The organism is Modestobacter sp. KNN46-3 (assembly GCF_011039295.1).
On sequence record NZ_JAAKGN010000118.1, the window covers coordinates 1 to 15,955 of the forward strand.

14 protein-coding genes and 2 pseudogenes are annotated in these 15,955 nt (G+C 74.8%); 8 read left to right on the plus strand and 8 right to left on the minus strand.

Features of this window, described 5'->3' with window-relative positions; genetic code table 11:
* The first annotated feature begins 97 nt into the window (after positions 1 to 97).
* A complete protein-coding gene (locus G5C62_RS19705; RefSeq protein ID WP_241176007.1) occupies positions 98 to 919 on the plus strand; it encodes a lysophospholipid acyltransferase family protein in 822 nt (273 codons plus the stop codon).
* A gap of 293 nt (positions 920 to 1,212) precedes the next feature.
* On the opposite strand, the gene G5C62_RS19710 is transcribed toward G5C62_RS19705, so the two are convergent.
* On the minus strand, positions 1,213 to 2,124 hold the full coding sequence (locus tag G5C62_RS19710; protein WP_164702353.1) for an HAD family phosphatase: 912 nt from the start codon (positions 2,122 to 2,124) through the stop codon (positions 1,213 to 1,215).
* An 84-nt stretch (positions 2,125 to 2,208) separates the two neighbouring features.
* A complete protein-coding gene (locus G5C62_RS19715; RefSeq protein ID WP_206330741.1) occupies positions 2,209 to 2,892 on the minus strand; it encodes a sigma-70 family RNA polymerase sigma factor in 684 nt (227 codons plus the stop codon).
* Positions 2,893 to 3,047: 155 nt separating this feature from the next.
* Here G5C62_RS19715 and G5C62_RS19720 point away from each other — a divergent pair, with 155 nt between their 5' ends.
* The 5 genes and pseudogenes from G5C62_RS19720 to hemC form a co-directional block, all read left to right on the plus strand.
* Positions 3,048 to 4,706: a class I adenylate-forming enzyme family protein gene (locus G5C62_RS19720; protein ID WP_241176008.1), complete on the plus strand. Its 1,659-nt coding sequence runs from the start codon at positions 3,048 to 3,050 to the stop codon at positions 4,704 to 4,706.
* Complete coding sequence (locus tag G5C62_RS19725; RefSeq protein WP_164702355.1) at positions 4,699 to 4,959, plus strand: glutaredoxin family protein; 261 nt, start codon at positions 4,699 to 4,701, stop codon at positions 4,957 to 4,959. Before G5C62_RS19720 ends, G5C62_RS19725 begins: the two co-directional genes overlap by 8 nt.
* Before the next feature lie 256 nt (positions 4,960 to 5,215).
* Positions 5,216 to 5,905: a redox-sensing transcriptional repressor Rex gene (locus G5C62_RS19730; RefSeq protein ID WP_164702356.1), complete on the plus strand. Its 690-nt coding sequence runs from the start codon at positions 5,216 to 5,218 to the stop codon at positions 5,903 to 5,905.
* Positions 5,902 to 7,320, plus strand: a complete 1,419-nt coding sequence (locus tag G5C62_RS19735; protein ID WP_052090565.1) for a glutamyl-tRNA reductase — start codon at positions 5,902 to 5,904, stop codon at positions 7,318 to 7,320. Before G5C62_RS19730 ends, G5C62_RS19735 begins: the two co-directional genes overlap by 4 nt.
* 5 nt (positions 7,321 to 7,325) lie before the next feature.
* Positions 7,326 to 8,087 (plus strand): annotated as a pseudogene (hemC, locus tag G5C62_RS19740) (hydroxymethylbilane synthase); the annotation flags it as partial.
* Positions 8,088 to 8,165: 78 nt separating this feature from the next.
* Here the strand turns inward: hemC and G5C62_RS19745 are convergent.
* From G5C62_RS19745 to G5C62_RS19765, 5 genes and pseudogenes are all read right to left on the minus strand, one after another.
* Positions 8,166 to 8,639, minus strand: a pseudogene (locus G5C62_RS19745) (hydroxymethylbilane synthase); the annotation flags it as partial.
* Positions 8,636 to 10,054, minus strand: coding sequence for a glutamyl-tRNA reductase (locus G5C62_RS19750; protein WP_052090565.1), 1,419 nt, complete (start codon positions 10,052 to 10,054; stop codon positions 8,636 to 8,638). The pseudogene G5C62_RS19745 and the gene G5C62_RS19750, both read right to left, overlap by 4 nt.
* On the minus strand, positions 10,051 to 10,740 hold the full coding sequence (locus G5C62_RS19755) for a redox-sensing transcriptional repressor Rex (protein WP_164702356.1): 690 nt from the start codon (positions 10,738 to 10,740) through the stop codon (positions 10,051 to 10,053). Before G5C62_RS19755 ends, G5C62_RS19750 begins: the two co-directional genes overlap by 4 nt.
* A 256-nt stretch (positions 10,741 to 10,996) precedes the next feature.
* Positions 10,997 to 11,257, minus strand: coding sequence for a glutaredoxin family protein (locus G5C62_RS19760; RefSeq protein ID WP_164702355.1), 261 nt, complete (start codon positions 11,255 to 11,257; stop codon positions 10,997 to 10,999).
* Complete coding sequence (locus G5C62_RS19765) at positions 11,250 to 12,908, minus strand: class I adenylate-forming enzyme family protein (protein ID WP_241176008.1); 1,659 nt, start codon at positions 12,906 to 12,908, stop codon at positions 11,250 to 11,252. Before G5C62_RS19765 ends, G5C62_RS19760 begins: the two co-directional genes overlap by 8 nt.
* Positions 12,909 to 13,063: 155 nt before the next feature.
* Between G5C62_RS19765 and G5C62_RS19770 the strand changes: the two genes are divergently transcribed.
* Positions 13,064 to 13,747, plus strand: a complete 684-nt coding sequence (locus G5C62_RS19770) for a sigma-70 family RNA polymerase sigma factor (RefSeq protein WP_206330741.1) — start codon at positions 13,064 to 13,066, stop codon at positions 13,745 to 13,747.
* An 84-nt stretch (positions 13,748 to 13,831) separates the two neighbouring features.
* Complete coding sequence (locus G5C62_RS19775; RefSeq protein ID WP_164702353.1) at positions 13,832 to 14,743, plus strand: HAD family phosphatase; 912 nt, start codon at positions 13,832 to 13,834, stop codon at positions 14,741 to 14,743.
* Between the two features lie 293 nt (positions 14,744 to 15,036).
* On the opposite strand, the gene G5C62_RS19780 is transcribed toward G5C62_RS19775, so the two are convergent.
* Positions 15,037 to 15,951 (minus strand): lysophospholipid acyltransferase family protein, encoded by a 915-nt coding sequence (locus tag G5C62_RS19780; RefSeq protein WP_241176009.1) that lies wholly within the window; start codon positions 15,949 to 15,951, stop codon positions 15,037 to 15,039.
* Positions 15,952 to 15,955: the final 4 nt, after the last annotated feature.

Genomic DNA, 15,955 nt, shown 5'->3' on the forward strand with positions numbered 1-15,955 from the left:
AAGTGTGATAAGAGCAGAGCCCGTCGCGGAAGCAACCCCAGGCCCCCGGCCAACTGCTCGTCCCAGCCCGGCGACCCCGCCGGGCTGGGACGAGCAGTTGGCCGGGGGCCTGGAGTTCCTGCGCCGCCGGCTGATCGGCGAGTACGACACCGACGAGTTCGGCTTCGACCCCGACCTCACCGACCACGTCCTGCTCCCGGGGCTCCGGCCGTTGTTCCACCGCTGGTTCCGGGTGGAGACCCAGGGGTTGGAGAACGTGCCCGACGTCGGGGGCGCCCTGGTGGTGGCCAACCACTCGGGCACCGTGCCGGTCGACGCACTGATGACCACGGTGGCGCTGCACGACGAGCACCCGGCGGCCCGCCGGCTCCGGCTGCTCGGTGCCGACCTGGTGTTCCAGGTCCCCTTCATCGGGTCCCTGGCGCGCAAGCTGGGCGTCACCCTGGCCTGCAACGAGGACGCCGAGCGGCTGCTGTCCGGCGGAGAGTTGGTCGGGGTCTTCCCCGAGGGCTTCAAGGGCGTCGGCAAGCCGTTCCACGAGCGGTACACCCTGCAGCGGTTCGGTCGCGGCGGCTTCGTCAGCGCCGCGCTGCGCACCGGCACCCCGATCGTGCCGTGCGCGATCGTGGGGGCCGAGGAGATCTACCCGATGATCGGCAACGCCCGCACCGCCGCCCGGCTGCTCGGCCTGCCCTACTTCCCGATCACCCCGACCTTCCCGCTGCTGGGCCCGCTGGGTGCGGTCCCGCTGCCGTCGAAGTGGTTCATCGCCTTCGGTGAGCCGATCGAGACCGCGTCCTACGGGCCGGCCGCGGCCGACGACCCGATGGTCGTGTTCAACCTGACCGACCAGGTCCGCGAGACCATCCAGCACTCCCTCTACCGCCTTCTCCTCCAACGCCGCAGCGTCTTCAGCTGACAGCTGACAGCTGACAGCTGACAGCTGACAGCTGACCACCGACCACCTGGCCAGCCGACCGGACTCGACATCCGGCGCAGCCGGGCGCGACGACGGGGGCCGAAGGCCCCCAGAGGAGTGCAGGCAGCGGCTCCGCGCAGGCCGGGCACGGAACCACGACGCGGGGCAGGAGACGCGACGACGTCGCGGGCACACCGAGCGGGGGCCCGAAGGGCTCCCCGAGGTGAGCCGGCAAACGGCTCAGCGAGACCGGGGCACGGCAGTTGGCCGCGGTGTCATCCGGAGGATGACGATCAAAACGGCCAGTGGTTCCGGCGGCGCAGGGAGATGAGCCCGCCGACGACGCCGCCGGAGAGGGCGGCGACGCCCACCGTGGGCACGCCGATCTTGGCGGCCTTGCGGCCGGTCCGGTAGTCCTTGACCGTCCAGCCGCGGGAGCGGGCGACGGCGCGCAGTTCGGAGTCGGGGTTCACCGCGACCGCGGTGCCGACCAGGGTCAGCATGGGCAGGTCGTTGGTCGAGTCGCTGTAGGCGGTGCAGCGGGCCAGGTCGAGGCCCTCCCGCTCGGCGATCGCCCGGACGGCCTGTGCCTTGGACTCCCCGTGCATCATCTCGCCCACCAGCCGGCCGGTGTAGCGGCCGTCGACGATCTCGGAGACGGTGCCCAGCGCGCCGGTCAGGCCGAGTCGGTGGGCGATGATCGAGGCGAGCTCGACCGGGGTGGCGGTGACCAGCCAGACCCGCTGGCCGGCGTCCAGGTGCTGCTGGGCGAGGTTGCGGGTGCCCGACCAGATGCGGTCGGCCATCAGCTCGTCGTAGATCTCCTCGCTGGCGTCGACGATCTCCTGCACCTCGCGGCCGGCGACGAACGCCAGGGCGTTGTCCCGGACGGTGTGCATGTCGGTCGCGCTCTCGCTCCCGGCGACCCGGAACTTGGCCTGCTGCCAGACGAACGAGGCGACGTCGCGGCTGGTGAAGTACTTGCGGGCGGCCAGGCCGCGGGCGAACCAGAAGAGCGAGGCGCCCATCATCATCGTGTTGTCGACGTCGAAGAACGCCGCTGCCGTGCGGTCGGGCGCGGGGGCGGTGGCCTCGGTCTCCGCCGCGGCGGCCGAGGCGGCGCCGGCGACGAGCGCGCGGGCCTCGTCGTCCTCCAGCTCGACCGGGGTGCGCGCCCTGCGGCCTCGGAAGGGCACTCGGACCATCCCGCACCACCTCCCCGGTGTCGCTCCGACCGGTACGTCGTCGACCGCCACCTCGCTGACCGTCACCGCGACCCTATCGCCGGGTCACCCGCCCGTGGCCGGTCCGTCGGGCAGCAGTGCGGCCAGTCGGCGCACCGCCCGGTGCTGCAGCGCCTTCACCGCGCCGTCCTTGCGGCCCATGGCCGTGGCCGTCTCCGCCACCGACAGCCCCTGGAAGAAGCGCAGCACCACGCACTGCCGCTGGTCGGCGGACAGCAGTCGGACGCCGGCCAGCAGGTCCACGTTCGCCAACCGCTGCAGCACGGCGTCCTCGGGGCCGTCGGTCGCCCGGTCCGCGTCCCGCATGTCGGCGGTGAGGACCTCCAGGCGGTGGCGGCCGCTCTTGACGTGGTCCAGTGCGATGTTGCGGGCGATGCTGATCAGCCAGGCTCCGACGTCCCGCCCCTGGAACGTGAGGGAGTCGATCCGGCGCAGGGCGCGCGCGAACGTCTCGCTGGTGAGGTCCTCCGCCGTGGCCTGGTCGGCGACCCGGCGGGACAGGTAACGGTGGACGACGTCGGCGTACCGGTCGTAGAGCTCCCCGAACCCGTCCGCGTCACCGGCCTGCGCCCGGCCCACGAGCGCCCAGACCTCGGCCTCGGCCGGGGTCGGGTCGCCACCCCGGCGCGGCCGGGGGACGACCTGCGCTGGCGTCGGGGACGCGACGGCCGGCGACGTGACGGCCGGGGACGCGATGGATGGGGACGCGATGGATGGGAGGCGGGTCATGCCGCTGTCGGACCTCCTCACATCCCTGCCGAGCCGAGCTGCTCGGGCGCCACGCAGCCACGGACGGTGCGGTCCGCCGCTCATGGTGACAACATCGTGCCGCTGCGTCCACGTCCCCGCCGTCCGAGACGGCTGCTGCCCTGCGGAGGTCCGTCGTGCCGGTCGAACGAGAGCCGCACGAGCAGGACGGACGCGAGCAGGACGGTCTCGTGCAGGACGGCGCGGTGCGCTCCTTCTCCGCACTCGTCCGCCGTGCGGCCGCGGGCCACGGCAACGCGCCGGCGCTGGTCCACGGCGAACGCCGGCTGACCTGGTCGGAGGTCGACGCACTGACCGACCGGGCGGCCGCCGGGTACCTCGAGCGCGGACTGCACACCGGTGACCGGGTGGCGGTGCAGCTGCCCAACGGCGTGGACTGGGTGGTCGCGGTGATGGGTGCGCTGCGGGCCGGGCTGGTCGTCGTCCCGGTCAACACCGCCTACACCGACCCGGAGGTCACCCACCTGCTCGCCGACTCCGGTGCCCGGCTGCTCGTGGTGGCGGGGGAGCGGCCCGAGCTGGTCGGCGTCCCGGTGTGCGTGGGGCCCCCGGCAGCCGACGGCCCGCCGCCGGCCGACCCGGACGACCCCGACGCGCTGGCCCTGCTGGCCTACACCAGCGGCACCACCGGGCGGCCCCGCGGCGCGATGCTCACCCACGCCGCGCTGCTGGCCAACCAGCAGCAGTGCCTGGCGCTCCAGCCGCCGCCGGTGCGCACCGGCGACCGGGTGCTGCTGACCCTGCCGCTGTTCCACGTCTACGGCTTCAACAGCGGCTGGGGCCTGGTCGCGGCCACCGGTGCCTGTGCGGTGCTGCTGGACGAGTTCGACCCGGCGGGGTCCCTGGCGCTCATGGCCGCCGAGGAGGTGTCGGCGGTGCCGGGTGCCCCGCCGATGTACGCCGCCTGGCTGGCGGTGGCCGACGCGGCGGGCAGTGACGCCGTGCTCCGCCGCGGGTTCGCCGCCGTGCGCACGGCCAGCTGCGGAGCCGCGCCGATGCCCGGTGCGCTCTTCGAGGCCATGCGCACCCGTGCCGCGGTGACGGTCTGGGAGGGCTACGGGCTGACCGAGGCCGCCCCGGTGCTGGCCAGCACACTGGCGACCGGGCGGGCGAAGCCGGAGTGCATCGGCGGTCCGCTGCCCGGTGTGGAGCTGGTGCTGCGGGACACCGCGGGCGGGCCGACCGCCGGGCCGGACCCGGGCAGCCGGGTGCGGGCCGACGTCTGGGGCGACCCGTTCGGCGACGAGGACGCCGACGGCGAGACCGGGGAGATCTGCGTGCGCGGCCCCAACCTGTTCGGCGGCTACTGGCCCGACGGGGCCGACGGCCCGGACGCCGACGGCTGGCTGCTCACCGGCGACATCGCCTACCGCGACGCCCAGGGCGACCTCAAGCTGGTCGACCGGCGCCGGGACCTGGTGCTGGTCAGCGGCTTCAACGTCTACCCGGGCGAGGTGGAGCGGGTGCTGGCCGAGCACCCCGGGGTGGTCGAGAGCGCGGTGATCGGCGTGCCGGACCAGCGCAGCGGCGAGGCGGTGCACGCCGTCGTCGTCCGCACCCCCGGCGCGGAGGTGACGGAGGAGCAGTTGCGCGAGCACGCCGGCCGGTCGCTGGCCCGGTTCAAGGTCCCGGTGGCCGTCCACTTCGTCCCCGAGCTGCCGCACTCCCTGGCCGGCAAGGTCAGCCGGGCCCGGCTCCGCGAGCTCGGGCTGGAGCGGGCCGCGGCCGCGGCGGACGCCGAGCCGTCGGCGGCGGGGGAGGCCTCCGATGACTGAGCCGGGGCCCCGGCTGGAGCTGCTGACCCGCGAGGGCTGTCACCTGTGCGTCATCGCCGCGGAGACGCTGACCCGGATCGCCGGGGAGGCACGCCTCGGCGTCTCGCTGGTCGACGTCGACACCGATCCGGAGCTGCGGATCGAGTACGGCGACCGGGTGCCGGTGGTCCTGCTCGACGGCCGGGAGCACAGCCACTTCACCGTCGACGTCCCGCGGCTGCGCCGCGACCTGGGCATCCCCGCACCCCACTGACCCGCCCCGAGCGGGACGTCGTCGGCGGCCGGTGAGATGCTGGGGCACCCGTCCGGGGGTCCTCGGGGCGTGGTCCTCGACACAGCGGGCGCCCGCCACCTGCGCGGACGCCCTCGGCGACTTTGTTCAGGCGTTCACAAGCGGTTACCGTGGCGTTTGCCGGGCGCCGACGTGCCCGTCTCCCTGACCTGTCTGAGTCCTCCCGATCGTCCCCGGTCCGCCCGGGAGTGCGTTCGGATCGCTGTGGAGTCTGCCCGTGCCCCAGTCGCGGCCCCGGATCATCCCGGAGGCCACCGTTGCCCGGTTGGCCGTGTACCTGAGGGTGCTGGCCGGCCTCGCCGACGGCGGTCGCAGTCACGTCTCCTCCGGGGAGCTCGCCTCGGCGGCCGGGGTGAACCCCGCCGGTCTCCGCAAGGACCTGTCCTACCTCGGTCCCTGTGGCGTCCGCGGGGTCGGCTACTCGGTCTCGGGCCTGCGGGACCGGCTCACCGACGCCCTCGGCGGGGAGCGCTCCCGACCCTGCGTGCTCATCGGGATCGGCCGGCTGGGGTCGGCACTGGCCGACTACGCCGGGTTCGCCAGCCGGGGCTTCGAGTTCGTCGGCCTGCTCGACACCGACCCCGCGACGGTCGGGCACCGGGTCGGCGGCCTCCAGGTCCGCCCGGTCCAGGAGCTGGAGGCCGTCGTCGCCGAGACCCACGCGACGATCGGCGTCATCACGACACCGGCCGAGGTGGCCCAGTCGGTCTGCGACCGACTGGTCTCGGTCGGGGTGAGGAGCATCTTGAACTTCGCGCCGGTGGCGTTGACGGTCCCTGCGGGTGTCGACGTCCGCAAGGTCGACCTGTCCGTGGAGCTGCAGGTGCTGGCCTTCCTGGACCAGCAGCGCGACGGGACGCCGCCGCTGCTGGCCCCGGTGCGGCCCGCCCAGGGGGTCGCCCGATGAGCCTGCTCGCGGTCGGCATCAGCCACCAGACGGCGCCGGTGGCCCTGCTCGAGCAGGTGAGCATGACCGGCGACGACAAGGTCAAGACCCTGCACGAGCTGGTCGAGAGCGACCACGTCTCCGAGGCCATCGTGCTGGCCACCTGCAACCGGATCGAGGTGTTCGCCGAGGTCGACCGCTTCCACGGCGGGATCACCGACGTCAGCCGGGTGCTCGCCCGGCACGCCGGCGCGACGGTGGAGGAGCTCTCCCCCTACGTCACCGTCTACTACGAGGACCAGGCGATCGGGCACCTGTGCACCGTCGCCGCCGGCCTGGACTCGATGGTCGTCGGTGAGACCCAGGTGCTCGGGCAACTGCGCGCCGCCTACGCCCTCGCCCAGGAGGAGGGCACGGTCGGGCGCGAGCTGCACCCGATCGCCCAGCGGGCGCTGCGCGTGGGCAAGCGCGTGCACGCCGAGACCGGCATCGACCGGGCCGGCGCGTCCTTGGTCTCGGTCGCCCTGGACCGGGTCTCGGAGACCCTCGGTGAGCTCGCCGACCGCCCGGTGCTGGTGGTCGGTGCCGGGTCGATGGGCGCCCTGGCCGCGACCACCCTGGCCCGCCGGGGCGCGGCGGTCACCGTCAGCAGCCGGACGCCGGCCAGCGCCGCCCGCCTGGCCGAGTCGATCGGCGGCCGGCAGGCCGACCTCGAGCAGCTGCCCGCCGAGCTCGCCGCGGCCGACGTCCTGGTCACCTGCACCGGCGCCACCGGCACCGTCATCGGCACCGACCTGGTCGAGGAGGCCCTCCTCGGGCGGGCCGGGCGACCGTTGGTGATCGTCGACCTCGCGCTCCCGCGCGACGTCGACGCCTCGGTCGGCGGCCTGCCCGGCGTGCACGTCGTGGACCTGGCGATGCTGCAGGGGGAGCGCGCCGCGCACCCCGGCCAGCCGGTGGCCGGCTCCGTCGCCGCCGACGACATCGCCGCCGCGCACGCCCTGGTCGAGCTGGAGACCTCGCTGCTGCGCGCCGAGCGGCAGGCCGCCGCGGTGGCCCCGACCGTCTCGGCGCTGCGCAGCCAGGCCGCCGAGGTGGTCGACGCCGAGCTGCTGCGGCTGTCCACGCGCCTGCCCGACCTGGACGCCAAGGCGCGCAGCGAGATCGCCCGCACCGTCCGCCGGGTGGTCGACAAGCTGCTGCACGAGCCCACCGTCCGGGTGAAGGAGCTGGCCGGTGCCCCCGGCGGCACCGACTACGCCGACGCGCTGCGTGCGCTGTTCGGGCTGGGGCTGTCCGGTGTCACCGACGGGGAGCGCACCAGCCTCTCCGACGCGGTCACCGTCGACCCCGAGCTGCCGGCCGGCACCCCGCTGTCGGCGCTGGACCCGCGGATCGACGCCACCCGCGACGGGCGCACCGGGGGTGCCGCGTGACCGGCGTGGAGTCGCCGCTGCGGCTGGGCACCCGGGCGAGCCAGCTGGCGCTGACCCAGTCCCAGCACGTCGCCGACGCGCTCACCGCGGCCACCGGCGTGCCGGTCGAGCTGGTGCACATCAGCACCTACGGCGACCGGTCCACCGAGGCGATCAACCAGCTCGGCGGCACCGGGGTCTTCGTCACCGCCCTGCGCGACGCGCTGCAGCAGGGCACGGTCGACCTCGCCGTCCACAGCTTCAAGGACCTGCCGACCTCGCCGAGCCCCGGCCTGACCGTGGCCGCCGTCCCGCCGCGGCAGGACCCCCGCGACGTGCTCGTCGCCCGCGACGGCCTCAGCCTCGGGGAGCTGCCCGCCGGTTCCCGGATCGGCACCGGCGCCCCCCGCCGGGTGGCCCAGTTGCGCGCCCTGGGTCTCGGCCTGGAGATCGTGCCGATCCGCGGCAACGTCGACACCCGGATGGGCCGGGTCACCTCCGGCGATCTGGACGCCGTCGTCCTGGCCCGGGCCGGTCTGGCCCGGCTGGACCGGCTGTCGGCGGTGACCGAGGTGCTCGACCCGATCCAGGTGCTCCCCGCCCCGGCGCAGGGTGCCCTCGCCGTGGAGTGCCGCGCCGACGACACCCGCGTGCGTGACCTGCTCGCCGTGCTCGACGACCCCGCGGCCCGGGCCTGCGTGGCAGCCGAGCGTGCGGTGCTCGCCGCGCTGGAGGCCGGGTGCAGCGCCCCGGTGGCCGCACACGCCGAGCTCGCCGAGGGCGAGGACGGCGCCGCGGAGCTCTACCTGCGCGCGTCGGTCACCGCCCTCGACGGCAGCGACGGCGTCCAGATCGCCGGAGGTGACCCGGCCCATCCGGGTGTCGACGTTGCCGCGGATCGGCACGATCTCCAGGCCGAGACCCAGGGCGCGCAACTGGGCCACCCGGCGGGGGGCGCCGGTGCCGATCCGGGAACCGGCGGGCAGCTCCCCGAGGCTGAGGCCGTCGCGGGCGACGAGCACGTCGCGGGGGTCCTGCCGCGGCGGGACGGCGGCCACGGTCAGGCCGGGGCTCGGCGAGGTCGGCAGGTCCTTGAAGCTGTGGACGGCGAGGTCGACCGTGCCCTGCTGCAGCGCGTCGCGCAGGGCGGTGACGAAGACCCCGGTGCCGCCGAGCTGGTTGATCGCCTCGGTGGACCGGTCGCCGTAGGTGCTGATGTGCACCAGCACGACGGGCACGCGGGTGGCTGCGGTGAGCGCGTCGGCGACGGGCTGGGCCTGGGTCAGCGCCAGCTGCCTCGCCCGGGTGCCCAGCCGCAGCGGCGACTCCACGCCGGTCACGCGGCACCCCCGGTGCGCCCGTCGCGGGTGGCGTCGATCCGCGGGTCCAGCGCCGACAGCGGGGTGCCGGCCGGCAGCTCGGGGTCGACGGTGACCGCGTCGGAGAGGCTGGTGCGCTCCCCGTCGGTGACACCGGACAGCCCCAGCCCGAACAGCGCACGCAGCGCGTCGGCGTAGTCGGTGCCGCCGGGGGCACCGGCCAGCTCCTTCACCCGGACGGTGGGCTCGTGCAGCAGCTTGTCGACCACCCGGCGGACGGTGCGGGCGATCTCGCTGCGCGCCTTGGCGTCCAGGTCGGGCAGGCGCGTGGACAGCCGCAGCAGCTCGGCGTCGACCACCTCGGCGGCCTGGCTGCGCAGCGCCGAGACGGTCGGGGCCACCGCGGCGGCCTGCCGCTCGGCGCGCAGCAGCGAGGTCTCCAGCTCGACCAGGGCGTGCGCGGCGGCGATGTCGTCGGCGGCGACGGAGCCGGCCACCGGCTGGCCGGGGTGCGCGGCGCGCTCCCCCTGCAGCATCGCCAGGTCCACGACGTGCACGCCGGGCAGGCCGCCGACCGAGGCGTCGACGTCGCGCGGGAGCGCGAGGTCGACGATCACCAACGGTCGCCCGGCCCGCCCGAGGAGGGCCTCCTCGACCAGGTCGGTGCCGATGACGGTGCCGGTGGCGCCGGTGCAGGTGACCAGGACGTCGGCCGCGGCGAGCTCGGCGGGCAGCTGCTCGAGGTCGGCCTGCCGGCCGCCGATCGACTCGGCCAGGCGGGCGGCGCTGGCCGGCGTCCGGCTGCTGACGGTGACCGCCGCGCCCCGGCGGGCCAGGGTGGTCGCGGCCAGGGCGCCCATCGACCCGGCACCGACCACCAGCACCGGGCGGTCGGCGAGCTCACCGAGGGTCTCCGAGACCCGGTCCAGGGCGACCGAGACCAAGGACGCGCCGGCCCGGTCGATGCCGGTCTCGGCGTGCACGCGCTTGCCCACGCGCAGCGCCCGCTGGGCGATCGGGTGCAGCTCGCGCCCGACCGTGCCCTCCTCCTGGGCGAGGGCGTAGGCGGCGCGCAGTTGCCCGAGCACCTGGGTCTCACCGACGACCATCGAGTCCAGGCCGGCGGCGACGGTGCACAGGTGCCCGATCGCCTGGTCCTCGTAGTAGACGGTGACGTAGGGGGAGAGCTCCTCCACCGTCGCGCCGGCGTGCCGGGCGAGCACCCGGCTGACGTCGGTGATCCCGCCGTGGAAGCGGTCGACCTCGGCGAACACCTCGATCCGGTTGCAGGTGGCCAGCACGATGGCCTCGGAGACGTGGTCGCTCTCGACCAGCTCGTGCAGGGTCTTGACCTTGTCGTCGCCGGTCATGCTCACCTGCTCGAGCAGGGCCACCGGCGCCGTCTGGTGGCTGATGCCGACCGCGAGCAGGCTCATCGGGCGACCCCCTGGGCGGGCCGCACCGGGGCCAGCAGCGGCGGCGTCCCGTCGCGCTGCTGGTCCAGGAAGGCCAGCACCTGCAGCTCCACGGACAGGTCGACCTTGCGGACGTCGACACCCGCAGGGACCGTCAACGCCACCGGCGCGAAGTTCAAGATGCTCCTCACCCCGACCGAGACCAGTCGGTCGCAGACCGACTGGGCCACCTCGGCCGGTGTCGTGATGACGCCGATCGTCGCGTGGGTCTCGGCGACGACGGCCTCCAGCTCCTGGACCGGGCGGACCTGGAGGCCGCCGACCCGGTGCCCGACCGTCGCGGGGTCGGTGTCGAGCAGGCCGACGAACTCGAAGCCCCGGCTGGCGAACCCGGCGTAGTCGGCCAGTGCCGACCCCAGCCGGCCGATCCCGATGAGCACGCAGGGTCGGGAGCGCTCCCCGCCGAGGGCGTCGGTGAGCCGGTCCCGCAGGCCCGAGACCGAGTAGCCGACCCCGCGGACGCCACAGGGACCGAGGTAGGACAGGTCCTTGCGGAGACCGGCGGGGTTCACCCCGGCCGCCGAGGCGAGCTCCCCGGAGGAGACGTGACTGCGACCGCCGTCGGCGAGGCCGGCCAGCACCCTCAGGTACACGGCCAACCGGGCAACGGTGGCCTCCGGGATGATCCGGGGCCGCGACTGGGGCACGGGCAGACTCCACAGCGATCCGAACGCACTCCCGGGCGGACCGGGGACGATCGGGAGGACTCAGACAGGTCAGGGAGACGGGCACGTCGGCGCCCGGCAAACGCCACGGTAACCGCTTGTGAACGCCTGAACAAAGTCGCCGAGGGCGTCCGCGCAGGTGGCGGGCGCCCGCTGTGTCGAGGACCACGCCCCGAGGACCCCCGGACGGGTGCCCCAGCATCTCACCGGCCGCCGACGACGTCCCGCTCGGGGCGGGTCAGTGGGGTGCGGGGATGCCCAGGTCGCGGCGCAGCCGCGGGACGTCGACGGTGAAGTGGCTGTGCTCCCGGCCGTCGAGCAGGACCACCGGCACCCGGTCGCCGTACTCGATCCGCAGCTCCGGATCGGTGTCGACGTCGACCAGCGAGACGCCGAGGCGTGCCTCCCCGGCGATCCGGGTCAGCGTCTCCGCGGCGATGACGCACAGGTGACAGCCCTCGCGGGTCAGCAGCTCCAGCCGGGGCCCCGGCTCAGTCATCGGAGGCCTCCCCCGCCGCCGACGGCTCGGCGTCCGCCGCGGCCGCGGCCCGCTCCAGCCCGAGCTCGCGGAGCCGGGCCCGGCTGACCTTGCCGGCCAGGGAGTGCGGCAGCTCGGGGACGAAGTGGACGGCCACCGGGACCTTGAACCGGGCCAGCGACCGGCCGGCGTGCTCGCGCAACTGCTCCTCCGTCACCTCCGCGCCGGGGGTGCGGACGACGACGGCGTGCACCGCCTCGCCGCTGCGCTGGTCCGGCACGCCGATCACCGCGCTCTCGACCACCCCGGGGTGCTCGGCCAGCACCCGCTCCACCTCGCCCGGGTAGACGTTGAAGCCGCTGACCAGCACCAGGTCCCGGCGCCGGTCGACCAGCTTGAGGTCGCCCTGGGCGTCGCGGTAGGCGATGTCGCCGGTGAGCAGCCAGCCGTCGGCGTCCGGGCCGTCGGCCCCGTCGGGCCAGTAGCCGCCGAACAGGTTGGGGCCGCGCACGCAGATCTCCCCGGTCTCGCCGTCGGCGTCCTCGTCGCCGAACGGGTCGCCCCAGACGTCGGCCCGCACCCGGCTGCCCGGGTCCGGCCCGGCGGTCGGCCCGCCCGCGGTGTCCCGCAGCACCAGCTCCACACCGGGCAGCGGACCGCCGATGCACTCCGGCTTCGCCCGCCCGGTCGCCAGTGTGCTGGCCAGCACCGGGGCGGCCTCGGTCAGCCCGTAGCCCTCCCAGACCGTCACCGCGGCACGGGTGCGCATGGCCTCGAAGAGCGCACCGGGCATCGGCGCGGCTCCGCAGCTGGCCGTGCGCACGGCGGCGAACCCGCGGCGGAGCACGGCGTCACTGCCCGCCGCGTCGGCCACCGCCAGCCAGGCGGCGTACATCGGCGGGGCACCCGGCACCGCCGACACCTCCTCGGCGGCCATGAGCGCCAGGGACCCCGCCGGGTCGAACTCGTCCAGCAGCACCGCACAGGCACCGGTGGCCGCGACCAGGCCCCAGCCGCTGTTGAAGCCGTAGACGTGGAACAGCGGCAGGGTCAGCAGCACCCGGTCGCCGGTGCGCACCGGCGGCGGCTGGAGCGCCAGGCACTGCTGCTGGTTGGCCAGCAGCGCGGCGTGGGTGAGCATCGCGCCGCGGGGCCGCCCGGTGGTGCCGCTGGTGTAGGCCAGCAGGGCCAGCGCGTCGGGGTCGTCCGGGTCGGCCGGCGGCGGGCCGTCGGCTGCCGGGGGCCCCACGCACACCGGGACGCCGACCAGCTCGGGCCGCTCCCCCGCCACCACGAGCAGCCGGGCACCGGAGTCGGCGAGCAGGTGGGTGACCTCCGGGTCGGTGTAGGCGGTGTTGACCGGGACGACGACCAGCCCGGCCCGCAGCGCACCCATCACCGCGACCACCCAGTCCACGCCGTTGGGCAGCTGCACCGCCACCCGGTCACCGGTGTGCAGTCCGCGCTCGAGGTACCCGGCGGCCGCCCGGTCGGTCAGTGCGTCGACCTCCGACCAGGTCAGCCGGCGTTCGCCGTGGACCAGCGCCGGCGCGTTGCCGTGGCCCGCGGCCGCACGGCGGACGAGTGCGGAGAAGGAGCGCACCGCGCCGTCCTGCACGAGACCGTCCTGCTCGCGTCCGTCCTGCTCGTGCGGCTCTCGTTCGACCGGCACGACGGACCTCCGCAGGGCAGCAGCCGTCTCGGACGGCGGGGACGTGGACGCAGCGGCACGATGTTGTCACCATGAGCGGCGGACCGCACCGTCCGTGGCTGCGTGGCGCCCGAGCAGCTCGGCTCGGCAGGGATGTGAGGAGGTCCGACAGCGGCATGACCCGCCTCCCATCCATCGCGTCCCCATCCATCGCGTCCCCGGCCGTCACGTCGCCGGCCGTCGCGTCCCCGACGCCAGCGCAGGTCGTCCCCCGGCCGCGCCGGGGTGGCGACCCGACCCCGGCCGAGGCCGAGGTCTGGGCGCTCGTGGGCCGGGCGCAGGCCGGTGACGCGGACGGGTTCGGGGAGCTCTACGACCGGTACGCCGACGTCGTCCACCGTTACCTGTCCCGCCGGGTCGCCGACCAGGCCACGGCGGAGGACCTCACCAGCGAGACGTTCGCGCGCGCCCTGCGCCGGATCGACTCCCTCACGTTCCAGGGGCGGGACGTCGGAGCCTGGCTGATCAGCATCGCCCGCAACATCGCACTGGACCACGTCAAGAGCGGCCGCCACCGCCTGGAGGTCCTCACCGCCGACATGCGGGACGCGGACCGGGCGACCGACGGCCCCGAGGACGCCGTGCTGCAGCGGTTGGCGAACGTGGACCTGCTGGCCGGCGTCCGACTGCTGTCCGCCGACCAGCGGCAGTGCGTGGTGCTGCGCTTCTTCCAGGGGCTGTCGGTGGCGGAGACGGCCACGGCCATGGGCCGCAAGGACGGCGCGGTGAAGGCGCTGCAGCACCGGGCGGTGCGCCGACTGGCCGCACTGCTGCCCGACGGACCGGCCACGGGCGGGTGACCCGGCGATAGGGTCGCGGTGACGGTCAGCGAGGTGGCGGTCGACGACGTACCGGTCGGAGCGACACCGGGGAGGTGGTGCGGGATGGTCCGAGTGCCCTTCCGAGGCCGCAGGGCGCGCACCCCGGTCGAGCTGGAGGACGACGAGGCCCGCGCGCTCGTCGCCGGCGCCGCCTCGGCCGCCGCGGCGGAGACCGAGGCCACCGCCCCCGCGCCCGACCGCACGGCAGCGGCGTTCTTCGACGTCGACAACACGATGATGATGGGCGCCTCGCTCTTCTGGTTCGCCCGCGGCCTGGCCGCCCGCAAGTACTTCACCAGCCGCGACGTCGCCTCGTTCGTCTGGCAGCAGGCCAAGTTCCGGGTCGCCGGGAGCGAGAGCGCGACCGACATGCACACCGTCCGGGACAACGCCCTGGCGTTCGTCGCCGGCCGCGAGGTGCAGGAGATCGTCGACGCCAGCGAGGAGATCTACGACGAGCTGATGGCCGACCGCATCTGGTCGGGCACCCGCAACCTCGCCCAGCAGCACCTGGACGCCGGCCAGCGGGTCTGGCTGGTCACCGCCACCCCGGTCGAGCTCGCCTCGATCATCGCCCACCGACTCGGCCTGACCGGCGCGCTGGGCACCGTCTCCGAGATCGTCGACGGCCGCTACACCGGCCGGCTGGTGGGCGAGATGATGCACGGGGAGTCCAAGGCACAGGCCGTCCGGGCGATCGCCGAGCGGGAGGGCCTCGACCTGGCCCGCTGCACCGCCTACAGCGACTCGACCAACGACCTGCCCATGCTGACCCTGGTCGGCACCGCGGTCGCGGTGAACCCCGACTCCGAACTGCGCGCCGTCGCCCGCTCCCGCGGCTGGACGGTCAAGGACTACCGGACCGGCCGCAAGGCCGCCAAGATCGGCGTGCCCACGGTGGGCGTCGCCGCCCTCTCCGGCGGCGTCGTCGGCGGGCTCATCTCCCTGCGCCGCCGGAACCACTGGCCGTTTTGATCGTCATCCTCCGGATGACACCGCGGCCAACTGCCGTGCCCCGGTCTCGCTGAGCCGTTTGCCGGCTCACCTCGGGGAGCCCTTCGGGCCCCCGCTCGGTGTGCCCGCGACGTCGTCGCGTCTCCTGCCCCGCGTCGTGGTTCCGTGCCCGGCCTGCGCGGAGCCGCTGCCTGCACTCCTCTGGGGGCCTTCGGCCCCCGTCGTCGCGCCCGGCTGCGCCGGATGTCGAGTCCGGTCGGCTGGCCAGGTGGTCGGTGGTCAGCTGTCAGCTGTCAGCTGTCAGCTGTCAGCTGTCAGCTGAAGACGCTGCGGCGTTGGAGGAGAAGGCGGTAGAGGGAGTGCTGGATGGTCTCGCGGACCTGGTCGGTCAGGTTGAACACGACCATCGGGTCGTCGGCCGCGGCCGGCCCGTAGGACGCGGTCTCGATCGGCTCACCGAAGGCGATGAACCACTTCGACGGCAGCGGGACCGCACCCAGCGGGCCCAGCAGCGGGAAGGTCGGGGTGATCGGGAAGTAGGGCAGGCCGAGCAGCCGGGCGGCGGTGCGGGCGTTGCCGATCATCGGGTAGATCTCCTCGGCCCCCACGATCGCGCACGGCACGATCGGGGTGCCGGTGCGCAGCGCGGCGCTGACGAAGCCGCCGCGACCGAACCGCTGCAGGGTGTACCGCTCGTGGAACGGCTTGCCGACGCCCTTGAAGCCCTCGGGGAAGACCCCGACCAACTCTCCGCCGGACAGCAGCCGCTCGGCGTCCTCGTTGCAGGCCAGGGTGACGCCCAGCTTGCGCGCCAGGGACCCGATGAAGGGGACCTGGAACACCAGGTCGGCACCGAGCAGCCGGAGCCGGCGGGCCGCCGGGTGCTCGTCGTGCAGCGCCACCGTGGTCATCAGTGCGTCGACCGGCACGGTGCCCGAGTGGTTGGCCACCACCAGGGCGCCCCCGACGTCGGGCACGTTCTCCAACCCCTGGGTCTCCACCCGGAACCAGCGGTGGAACAACGGCCGGAGCCCCGGGAGCAGGACGTGGTCGGTGAGGTCGGGGTCGAAGCCGAACTCGTCGGTGTCGTACTCGCCGATCAGCCGGCGGCGCAGGAACTCCAGGCCCCCGGCCAACTGCTCGTCCCAGCCCGGCGGGGTCGCCGGGCTGGGACGAGCAGTTGGCCGGGGGCCTGGGGTTGCTTCCGCGACGGGCTCTGCTCTTATCACACTT

Coding starts and splice junctions, on each gene's coding strand:
- G5C62_RS19710 (WP_164702353.1), bottom strand. CDS start 2,124: ATGGTCCGAGTGCCCTTCCGAGGCCGCAGGGCGCGCACCCCGGTCGAG.
- G5C62_RS19715 (WP_206330741.1), bottom strand. CDS start 2,892: ATGACCCGCCTCCCATCCATCGCGTCCCCATCCATCGCGTCCCCGGCC.
- G5C62_RS19725 (WP_164702355.1), top strand. CDS start 4,699: ATGACTGAGCCGGGGCCCCGGCTGGAGCTGCTGACCCGCGAGGGCTGT.
- G5C62_RS19735 (WP_052090565.1), top strand. CDS start 5,902: ATGAGCCTGCTCGCGGTCGGCATCAGCCACCAGACGGCGCCGGTGGCC.
- G5C62_RS19750 (WP_052090565.1), bottom strand. CDS start 10,054: ATGAGCCTGCTCGCGGTCGGCATCAGCCACCAGACGGCGCCGGTGGCC.
- G5C62_RS19760 (WP_164702355.1), bottom strand. CDS start 11,257: ATGACTGAGCCGGGGCCCCGGCTGGAGCTGCTGACCCGCGAGGGCTGT.
- G5C62_RS19770 (WP_206330741.1), top strand. CDS start 13,064: ATGACCCGCCTCCCATCCATCGCGTCCCCATCCATCGCGTCCCCGGCC.
- G5C62_RS19775 (WP_164702353.1), top strand. CDS start 13,832: ATGGTCCGAGTGCCCTTCCGAGGCCGCAGGGCGCGCACCCCGGTCGAG.